Genomic DNA, 247 nt, shown 5'->3' on the forward strand with positions numbered 1-247 from the left:
GTCGTGCATACCCTGCCGGCGCTGACCGACGCGCAGCGGGCGCTGCCCGGCATTCAGTTCGACTGGGTCGTAGAGGAGGGCTTCGCCGAGATCCCGGCCTGGCATCCAGCGGTGGCGCAGGTGATCACGGTGGCGATTCGTCGCTGGCGCAAACATCCGATCGATACCCTGCGTAGCGGCGAGTGGCGACGCTTCAAGGCGCGTCTGCGCGAAAGTCGTTACGACCTGGTAATCGACGCCCAGGGCT

General features: G+C 66.4%; 1 pseudogene. It reads left to right on the forward strand.

Going from position 1 to position 247, the window contains the following annotated elements:
• Positions 1-247: pseudogene (locus tag AAEZ09_RS28895) on the forward strand (lipopolysaccharide heptosyltransferase 1); the annotation flags it as partial.

This window comes from Pseudomonas sp. 65/3-MNA-CIBAN-0223, from assembly GCF_040310425.1.
Classification (GTDB): Bacteria; Pseudomonadota; Gammaproteobacteria; order Pseudomonadales; family Pseudomonadaceae; genus Aquipseudomonas; species Aquipseudomonas gregormendelii.